13 protein-coding genes are annotated in these 8,265 nt (G+C 70.0%); all 13 read left to right on the top strand.

Going from position 1 to position 8,265, the window contains the following annotated elements:
* Nucleotides 1-304, top strand: a 304-nt coding sequence (locus tag AB0D28_RS29770) for a hypothetical protein (protein ID WP_357391225.1), incomplete at its 5' end; no start/stop codon positions are given.
* A 294-nt stretch (nucleotides 305-598) separates the two neighbouring features.
* Complete coding sequence (locus tag AB0D28_RS29765) at nucleotides 599-1,492, top strand: hypothetical protein (protein WP_210883958.1); 894 nt, start codon at nucleotides 599-601, stop codon at nucleotides 1,490-1,492.
* 86 nt (nucleotides 1,493-1,578) lie between these two features.
* Entirely contained in the window at nucleotides 1,579-2,451 is an 873-nt protein-coding gene (locus AB0D28_RS29760) for an FtsK/SpoIIIE domain-containing protein (protein ID WP_357391223.1), read from the top strand.
* A complete protein-coding gene (locus tag AB0D28_RS29755; protein ID WP_210883953.1) occupies nucleotides 2,448-2,660 on the top strand; it encodes a hypothetical protein in 213 nt (70 codons plus the stop codon). The genes AB0D28_RS29760 and AB0D28_RS29755 overlap by 4 nt, the downstream gene beginning before the upstream one ends.
* Before the next feature lie 84 nt (nucleotides 2,661-2,744).
* On the top strand, nucleotides 2,745-3,182 hold the full coding sequence (locus AB0D28_RS29750; protein WP_357391221.1) for a hypothetical protein: 438 nt from the start codon (nucleotides 2,745-2,747) through the stop codon (nucleotides 3,180-3,182).
* Nucleotides 3,182-3,481 (top strand): hypothetical protein, encoded by a 300-nt coding sequence (locus tag AB0D28_RS29745; RefSeq protein ID WP_210883949.1) that lies wholly within the window; start codon nucleotides 3,182-3,184, stop codon nucleotides 3,479-3,481. Before AB0D28_RS29750 ends, AB0D28_RS29745 begins: the two co-directional genes overlap by 1 nt.
* Nucleotides 3,478-3,828, top strand: coding sequence for an RRQRL motif-containing zinc-binding protein (locus tag AB0D28_RS29740; RefSeq protein WP_013288473.1), 351 nt, complete (start codon nucleotides 3,478-3,480; stop codon nucleotides 3,826-3,828). The genes AB0D28_RS29745 and AB0D28_RS29740 overlap by 4 nt, the downstream gene beginning before the upstream one ends.
* Nucleotides 3,825-4,019 carry a hypothetical protein gene (locus tag AB0D28_RS29735; protein ID WP_357391218.1) on the top strand — a complete coding sequence of 65 codons (195 nt, stop codon included), beginning with the start codon at nucleotides 3,825-3,827 and terminating at the stop codon, nucleotides 4,017-4,019. The genes AB0D28_RS29740 and AB0D28_RS29735 overlap by 4 nt, the downstream gene beginning before the upstream one ends.
* An 88-nt stretch (nucleotides 4,020-4,107) precedes the next feature.
* A complete protein-coding gene (locus AB0D28_RS29730; RefSeq protein WP_357391216.1) occupies nucleotides 4,108-4,863 on the top strand; it encodes a hypothetical protein in 756 nt (251 codons plus the stop codon).
* Nucleotides 4,860-5,123, top strand: a complete 264-nt coding sequence (locus tag AB0D28_RS29725; protein ID WP_357391214.1) for a hypothetical protein — start codon at nucleotides 4,860-4,862, stop codon at nucleotides 5,121-5,123. The genes AB0D28_RS29730 and AB0D28_RS29725 overlap by 4 nt, the downstream gene beginning before the upstream one ends.
* Entirely contained in the window at nucleotides 5,123-6,907 is a 1,785-nt protein-coding gene (locus AB0D28_RS29720; protein WP_357391212.1) for a replication initiator, read from the top strand. Before AB0D28_RS29725 ends, AB0D28_RS29720 begins: the two co-directional genes overlap by 1 nt.
* Before the next feature lie 22 nt (nucleotides 6,908-6,929).
* Entirely contained in the window at nucleotides 6,930-7,118 is a 189-nt protein-coding gene (locus tag AB0D28_RS29715) for a helix-turn-helix domain-containing protein (RefSeq protein WP_013288478.1), read from the top strand.
* Nucleotide 7,119: 1 nt separating this feature from the next.
* On the top strand, nucleotides 7,120-8,226 hold the full coding sequence (locus AB0D28_RS29710) for a site-specific integrase (protein ID WP_030501476.1): 1,107 nt from the start codon (nucleotides 7,120-7,122) through the stop codon (nucleotides 8,224-8,226).
* The last annotated feature ends 39 nt before the right edge of the window (nucleotides 8,227-8,265 follow it).

Here is an 8,265-nt window from a genome sequence, read left to right as displayed (position 1 = left end):
GGACACCACGAGCAAGCAGGTGACGGCGTCGAAGGACCCGGAGCCGAAGAACGACCAGAACGGCAACCAGAAGTCCGAGAAGAACACGGGCCGGCCCATGTGGTCCACGCAGGTCTTCGTGCTCGACGAGACGGGCGGGGAGGTCATCACCATCACGACGGCGGGTGAGAAGCCGAACGTGAAGGTGGGCGACTTCCTCGCGGTCGAGCAGTTGGAGGCCATTCCGTGGGCAACGAACGGGCGTAACGGCGTCGCGTTCCGGGCGGTGTCGCTGAAGCCGAAGACTGGTTCTCCGGCCAAGTAGGTCTCTTGGCACGTCGTGCTGTGTGAGCCACAGGTGTCCGTGGCTTACGAAGCGGCCTGATGGTCCGCTGATCCAACCCCATGCGGTTCCGGGAGTGTTCCTGACTCCTACGTTCCCGGTCCGGTCGTCACGACAGGTGGCGGCAAGAAGGAAATTGGCCCGGGGTCGGTACTGACTCCTACATCTGCCGACCCCGGTGCCGTCAACTCATCCGATCCCAACTGGCACTTGGGAGGACTCGTCGTGTCCAAGTCTAGCCCTCGCCGTTCCTTCGGCGGGAAGTCAACCGGAACGGTGACGGTCATTGAGGCCCGGGTTCACCGTTCCTCGGCCCGTAACGCCCGGCTGGCGTTCGTCCTGTCGGCGGTCATCGTCGGTCTTCTGTCGGCTGTGGTGGCCGCGTCGTACATGCACCCGATCCTGGCTCTGTTCCTCGGCGCGCTCGTCGGCGTGCCGGTGGGTGGGATCGCGTGGGTGCTGGTCCGGATCTGGCCGGTGCTGCGGCTGCTGTGGTGGTGGGCGATCGAGATCGTGCTCGCGGTCGCCGTGCTCACCTTCTGGGTGCAGCTCGCCGACCACACCCCGGCCGTGGTGACGCTGCTCGTGGTCGCCCTGGTCGTCGGTGTCCCGGCCGCCGTGCCGGTCTGCCGCCGCCAGGTGATCGCCTGGGCGTGGTGTCTCGTGGTGAGGCATCGGCTGCGGGTGTGTTTCTCGCAGTTCATCATCGCCAACCAGTCCGGTTCGCTGCCGCTGATCCTGTGGGCTCGTCCCACGCCGGTCGGTGAGCGGGTCTGGGTGTACCTGCGTCCTGGCCTGTCGGCCAAGGACCTGGAAGGCCGCCTCGACAAGATCGCCGTGACCTGTCACGCCTCCACCGTGCTCATCGAGCGCGCCTCGGAGCGGACTGCCGCGTATCTGCGGTTCGACATCAAGCGCCGTGAGGTGCTGACCGCCACTGTGGGTTCGCCGCTGGTCGACGTGATCGACCCGGACGCCCCGACGGTCGAGCAGGCACCGCTGACGGTGCCGACCGCCCTGGACCTGCCGGACGTCGACGTCCCGACGATCACCCTCCCGGCACAGGGCAAACCCGCAGGCAAGAAGCCGGCCACCACCACGACGGCCAACGGCAGCAAGCCCGCGGCTTCGTCCTCGACGCCCGAGGACGACGTTTCCGACTGGATTTGACCCCCAATTTCACCTGGGACGCGAGGAGCCCTGCGGGCTCGTTCGTGTGGTTCCTCGCGTCCACCAACCGCCCAAGGAGGGCACCGATGACCGCGATTCCCGCCCCCGCTGCTGCGGTGCCGGTGGGTCCTGGCCTGTCGATGTTCGACCCGATCTTCATCGGGATCGACGAGTTCGGCCAGCCCGTCTACATCACCCTCGCCTACCGCAACCTTCTCGCCGGTGGTGAGCCCGGCGGCGGTAAGTCCGGGCTGCTCAACTGCATCGCGGCCCATGCCGCGCTCAGTGTCGATTCCCGGCTCGTGCTGCTCGACGGCAAGCTCGTCGAGCTGGGCCAGTGGGAAGACTCCGCTGATGCGTTCATCGGCCCGGACATCACCGAGGCCCTGACCGTCCTCAAGCGGCTGCAACTGGTGATGAACAACCGCTACGCCTGGCTGCGCGCCCACGGGCGCCGCAAGGTGACCGCCGACGACGGCCTGTCGGTCATCACCGTCCTGGTCGACGAGATCGCTTTCTACTCCGCCACCGTGGGCAGCAAGCAGGAGCAGGAAGAGTTCGTCGCTCTCCTGCGTGACCTGGTCGCCCGGGGCCGGGCCGCCGGTATCCCGGTCGTGGCCGCGACGCAGCGGCCCAGCTTCGACATCATCCCCACCAGCCTGCGGGATCTGTTCGGCTACCGGGCCGCGTTCCGCTGCACCACCCCGAACAGCTCGAACATTGTCCTCGGCCACGGCTGGGCCGAGCAGGGCTACACGGCCACCGACATCGCCCCCACCAACCAGGGCGCGGCCTACCTGATTGCCGAAGGTGGCGTTCCGCGCCGCATCAAGGTCGCCTACCTGACCGATGCCCAGATCGCGGGCATCGCGGACTACGCCGCCTGGGTCCGCCGTCCCCGCCGGTTACCGGAGCAGGTTCCGGACCTCACCCGCGTCGACTTCGGGGTGGCGGCATGACCACCCGGGAACGCACCTACGCCAAGGCCAACAGCCAGCGGGCCGCGCAGTACACGGAACTGTGGATCGTCGGCCGTCCCGAGGACATCGCCGCCATGGTCCAGGTCGCCTCGGCCAGCGGCCGACTCGTCTACCTGTCCGCCCCGAGATCGATGGGCGGCGACGACACCCGCCAACGCCGCTACCTGCGGCTGCGCACCACCCGATAAGCGGCCGACAGGACCAGGACATCGCCTGGCAGCAGTGCTGGTCCTGCCGACCTCCACCAACAGCCCCGAAAGGACGTGGCTGCCATGAAGGCTACCCAAAACCCTGCTACCGGAGTCCAGGTCACACCCGCTGACCTGCTCCGGTGCGCTGCCCTCTACCTGCGCCGGCACGGCTGGCACCAGGGCACCTACTACGCACCCACCACCGACATCCTCACCCCGCCGGCCTGCGCCGCCGGGGCCATCGGCATCGCCACCGCCGGACACCGCGTCGAGCACTTCTCCCAGCTCGACCCGAGCGCGCTCGCCGACTACCTCGCGGCCATGGCCGCGTTCGTCGACTACCTCGACGACCACGCCCCGGTCTTCCACATCGACGAAGACGGCTACCTGCTCGACGAGCACACCTCCCCCTACTCCTGGAACGACGACCCCGCCCGCACCGCCGAGCAGGTCATCACCGCCCTCGACGCGGCTGCCGACGAGTGGGACCGCCTCCACAACCAGGGAGGCGAGAACTGATGTTCACCGTCAAGGCGTCCTTGACGCGCACCCCCTCCCGCCGCAAGCGGCGCGACGTCGTCGAGAACGACGCGTTCGCCGCGTTCGCCCGCCGCATCATCCGCGCCCACGGCCGCCGCGTCGCCGCCGGCGACGTCGAAGCCCTCCGCGACCTCGTCGCACTGTCGGCCAACCTCGACGACGCCATCGGCGAAGCCGTCGTCGGCCTGCGGGCCTTCGGCTACTCCTGGGCCGAAATCGGCACCCGGCTCGGCATCTCCAAGCAGGCCGCCCAGCAGCGCTGGGGAGGCCAGTCATGACCACCTACACCTACGACCCGGCCAACCCCGCCGACGAATTCCCCACCTACCCCTACCGGCTCGCCCCCGACGGCCTGGCCACCCGCCGCCAGCTCCGCGCCGCCGGACTCCGCCCGGGCGGGCATCACGCGGTCGCGCAAATCCTGTGGCGTCGCGGTAAGCGCGTCGCCTACCTCTACCGCCTCGACCTCGCCGCCCCGAAACGGGTCGCGACCCCGGCCCAGCGGGCCGCTATCGCCAAAGCCCTGCGGGCTCGCCGCACCTGCCGCCACTGCGGCCAGACCAAGCCCTACTACATCCCCCGCCGCTACGGCTGCTGCCTCGACTGCCATGGAGGCGACCGATGACCTTCAACCTGTCCGACCCGTGCCTGTGGTGCATCGAGGGCAACTCGCCCGCTGGCGTCCACGACGTCCTCGGCCCGGTCTACACGCCCTGCCCCGTCTGCCTCGGCCGCTGCGCCCTCTGCGAAGGCGACGGCCTCTTCCCCGCCGACTTCACCTGCCTGCCCTGCTTCCGCAACCAGCTCGCCGCCTAGGGCCTGGCCCCGATCATGTGCGCCCACTGCTCCGGCGTGGTCGACCTCATCCCCCTCGACAGCATCCCGGCACCGGAGGTGACCCCCCATGCCCACCACTAACCCGACCGCTGCCTGGCCCGCCCGCCTCGAAGGCGGCGTCCTGGTCCTCATCGTCATTTTCGTCGGCCTCGCCGCCGGGGCGGCTTCCTTCACCCACGTCCACGACTGGACCATGGCCAACAGCCCGGAAGGCACCTCTGGCTGGTTCGGCTGGGCCAACGCCGTCATCTCCGAACTCGTCCCGGTCGCCTGCCTGCTCGTCATCCGCCGTCGTAAGCGCCACGGCGGCCCGATCGGCTACCCCCTGGTCCTCCTGATCGCCTTCGCCGGCTTCTCCCTCGCCGCGCAGCTCGGCGTCGCCGTCGGCCAAGTTGGCCCCTCCGGCTGGCTCCTGTCCGCCGTCCCCGCTCTGGCATTCATGGCCCTGGTCAAACTCGTCCTCGCCCCCGTCAAAACCACCACCGAAGACACCGACACCAACGACGCTGCCGACCAGCTCGTCGACGAGCCGCCGACCATCGACACCCCGCCAGCCGTCGACACCCCGCCGGCAGTCCCGGCCGTCGTCGAGGCACCCGTCAACCCGGTGCCGATCACCCGACCTGAGGTGCCCGCGCACCTCATCCCCACCGCCCGCTTCGTCATCGGCCGCCACGAACAGAGCACCGGCCGCCCCATCACCATCGACGAACTCGCCGGACTGCTCACCGTCACCCCGGACATCGCCCGGGAACTGCTGCACACCCTCGGCGGCCACACCCCCGCCGTCAACGGCACCCCCGTCACTGGTGGTGCCCGATGACCATCCACGTCGTCGACATCGAGCAGGTCACCCACACCTGCCCCGCCTACCCGGACGAGCCGCACCCCTACGACACCCGACGCACCGTCATCCACGTCATCCCCGGCGGCCCCTGCCGGACCCCGGTCACCATCCGCTGCGGCCAGACGACCGTCACCATCGCGTGCCACCGGCACGAACCGGCCGCCCGCCAGTGCGGAGCCTGCCGGACCATCGTCACCCAGCACTCCATCACCAACCGGCCCGAGGTGGCCGCCTGATGGCGTCGACGCTGGACCTCACACCCCGGACCGCTCTGGCCCGGGGTGTGGGCTCGAACGCCGACACCACCACCCCCGTCTACGCCTACACCGCCGCCGGTTCCGCGTTCCAACGCGCCACCCGACCCGACTACTTCGGCTGGCTCGACCACGTCCGCGCCGCCGCCGGCTGCACCCGACCCATCCGCCTCGCCGGCAGCCTCTACACCGTCGAACCCGGCACCGGCCGCATCCTCGACCAGCGGCACACCGACGCCATGCCCGACGCCGCCATCTACAAAGCGTGCGGCAACCGCCGCGCCACCGTCTGCCCCACCTGCGCGCAGACCTACCAGCGGGATGCCTTCCAACTCCTGCGCGCCGGCCTGGTCGGCGGCAAAGGCGTACCCGAATCGGTGGCATCACATCCGGCGGTGTTCGCCACCTTCACCGCACCGTCGTTCGGCACCGTCCACGCCCGGAAGGTCAAGCGGCACACCTGCCGCAACCGACGCCGCTGCGACTGCCGCGCCGAACCCTGCCACGCCCGCCGCGACACCGGACTGTGCCCCCACGGCCGACCCGCCGTCTGCTGGGCGAGGCACGAGCAGGGTGATGCGGTGCTTGGGCATCCGTTGTGCCTGGACTGCTACGACCACGGCCACCAGGTCGTCTGGAACATCTTTTCCGGCGAGCTGTGGCACCGCACGAAGCAAGCCGCGGAACGCTGGCTGGCGAAACTCGCCCAACGCCGCGGCATCCCTCGGGTCGAGGTGGTCACCGCCTCCGGCAAGACGCGCAAGGTCGCCCCGGTGAGGCTGTCGCCCGGGAAGGTCGCCGAACTGCAAGCGCGGGGAGCGGTGCACTTCCACGCCATCGCCCGCCTCGACGGCGTCGACGGCCTGGACCCCGACAACGTCGTGCCCCCGCCGGCCGGGTTCACCGTCGACGACCTTGTAGACGCGCTCCGGCACGCCGCCCGGCAGATCGCCTTCCACACCCCGCCTCACCCTGACCGGCCCGACGGCTGGCCGATCGCCTGGGGCGAACAGCTAGACCTGGAACCAATCGCCACCGACGGCACCGGAGAGGTCACGGACAGCCTCGTCGCCGGATACCTTGCCAAGTACGCCACCAAGAGCACCGAGGCCACGGGGCACACCTCCACCCGACTGACCGCCGACACCATCGGCGACTTCGCCGACCCCGACGGCGACCACACCGCCCGCCTCATCGACGCCTGCTGGCGCATTGGCCGACCCACCAACGCCCCGGCCCCACTGTCCGGACGGCCACGGGAACGCCGTCCACGTCGCGGCTTCATCGAGCGCTGGGAGTGCCCCGACTGCGGCACTCACACTCGCTACCGGGCCTGCCCCGTCTGCGTCGCCCAGCGTCAAGCTGCCCTTGACGCTGAACCGTCAAAACCGGCCAGCGGCAACCCGTACACCCGCCTACGGCGGTGGGCGCACATGCTCGGCTACGGCGGCCACTTCCTCACCAAAGCCCGCCGCTACTCCGTCACCTTCCAACTCCTACGCGACACCCGCGTCCAGTACCGGCGCCACGAGCACCAGGACCACGAACACCCCGCCGCCAGCGGCCCACCCATCGAGCAGGTCGACGAGGACACCACGCTCATCGTCGGCAGTCTCACTTTCGCCGGAGTCGGCTGGCACACCTCAGGTGATGCCCTGCTCGCCAACACCGCCGCCGCCCTCGCCCGCGAGCGACGAACCACCGGCCGCGAAGAACTCGCCCACGAACTCGGCACCACCCCGGCCGGTATCGCGTCGGCCGCATAGCTGACGACAGGAGGAGACAGCATTGGCAACCCGTGAAGCAGCGACCGAACTGTGGTCGATCGAGGAGGTGTCGGCGTTCCTGCGGGTGCCTGTCGGCACGCTTTACCAGTGGCGCTACCGGCGCACCGGTCCCCGGGCGTTCAAGGTCGGCCGACACCTGCGCTACGACCCGGCCGACGTGCGGTCCTGGCTGTCGGGGCAGGCGGCCTGACATGGGCAGCGTGGAGAAGCGGACACGTGACGGCAAGGTCACCTACCTGGCCCGGTGGCGCGACGACGCCCGCCGCCAGCGCAAGCGCTCCTTCACGCGCAAGGCCGACGCCGATCGCTTCCTCGCCCAGGTCGAAGCCGACATCGTGCGCGGGCAGTACGTCGACCCGTCCGACAAGACGACCGTCGTCGAGTACGCCCGGCGGTGGGCTGCCGGCCGCGCTCACCGTCCCACCACTGCCCGGCGTGTCTCCAGCTTGATCGAGACGCACATTGCCGCGACTCCGCTCGGCTCTCGCCGCCTGGCGGCCGTCGTGCCCTCCGAGGTCCAGGCGTGGGCGGCAGACCGTGGCAAGGTGCTGTCGCCGTCGACTCTGCGCAACCTCGTCGGGCTGCTCCGCTCGGTCTACGCGGCGGCCGTGCTGGATCGGCTCGTCGGCCGCTCGCCTGTGGTCCGGGTCAGCCTGCCGTCAACCCACCGGGAACGCGTCGTGCCGCTCACCGTTGACCAGGTTCGCGCGCTCGCTGACGCGATCCCCGCCCGCAACCGCGCCATGGTCCTCACCCAGGCCGGGTTGGGCCTGCGTCTCGGCGAGCTGCTCGCGCTGCGGGTGCAGGATGTCGACTTCGCCGCGCGCCTGGTGCGGATTGAGTGGCAGTTCGCGCCACAGTCCAAGGTGCGGACGGTCCCCAAGACACCGCGCTCGCGCCGGATCGTGCCGCTGCCCCAGGTCGTCGCCGACGCGCTGCGGGCGCATATGGCGCAGTTCCCGCCGGCTGATGACGGCACCCTGTTCACGACCCGCTTCGCCGGCCCCTACCGGCACGACTACTACGGCTCGCTCATCTTCGGCGCGGCCGTGCGGAAAGCGGGCCTGCCGGAGAGCATCACGACCCACGACCTGCGTCACCACTACGCCTCGGTCCTGCTGATGCAGGGTGAGTCGGTCATCACCGTGGCGGAGAGGCTAGGGCACGAGAACGCGACGTTGGTCCTGTCGACGTACGGTCACCTGATGCCGGACTCGGAGGAGCGCACCCGCCGGGCGGTCGATGAAGCGTGGGGTTGTGCCCCCGGTGTGCCCCAGGGCGAGGCACCAAACCGCTGACCTGCGGAAACGGGCCGGATTCAGACGTTGAAGCGGAAC

It is taken from the genome of Micromonospora sp. NPDC048169 (assembly GCF_040652815.1).
GTDB lineage: Bacteria > Actinomycetota > Actinomycetes > Mycobacteriales > Micromonosporaceae > Micromonospora.
Note: the sequence above shows the minus strand (reverse complement) of the source record. Positions and strands in the feature narration are given on the sequence as shown.

Coding starts and splice junctions, on each gene's coding strand:
- AB0D28_RS29760 (WP_357391223.1), top strand. CDS start 1,579: ATGACCGCGATTCCCGCCCCCGCTGCTGCGGTGCCGGTGGGTCCTGGC.
- AB0D28_RS29755 (WP_210883953.1), top strand. CDS start 2,448: ATGACCACCCGGGAACGCACCTACGCCAAGGCCAACAGCCAGCGGGCC.
- AB0D28_RS29750 (WP_357391221.1), top strand. CDS start 2,745: ATGAAGGCTACCCAAAACCCTGCTACCGGAGTCCAGGTCACACCCGCT.
- AB0D28_RS29745 (WP_210883949.1), top strand. CDS start 3,182: ATGTTCACCGTCAAGGCGTCCTTGACGCGCACCCCCTCCCGCCGCAAG.
- AB0D28_RS29740 (WP_013288473.1), top strand. CDS start 3,478: ATGACCACCTACACCTACGACCCGGCCAACCCCGCCGACGAATTCCCC.
- AB0D28_RS29735 (WP_357391218.1), top strand. CDS start 3,825: ATGACCTTCAACCTGTCCGACCCGTGCCTGTGGTGCATCGAGGGCAAC.
- AB0D28_RS29730 (WP_357391216.1), top strand. CDS start 4,108: ATGCCCACCACTAACCCGACCGCTGCCTGGCCCGCCCGCCTCGAAGGC.
- AB0D28_RS29725 (WP_357391214.1), top strand. CDS start 4,860: ATGACCATCCACGTCGTCGACATCGAGCAGGTCACCCACACCTGCCCC.
- AB0D28_RS29720 (WP_357391212.1), top strand. CDS start 5,123: ATGGCGTCGACGCTGGACCTCACACCCCGGACCGCTCTGGCCCGGGGT.
- AB0D28_RS29710 (WP_030501476.1), top strand. CDS start 7,120: ATGGGCAGCGTGGAGAAGCGGACACGTGACGGCAAGGTCACCTACCTG.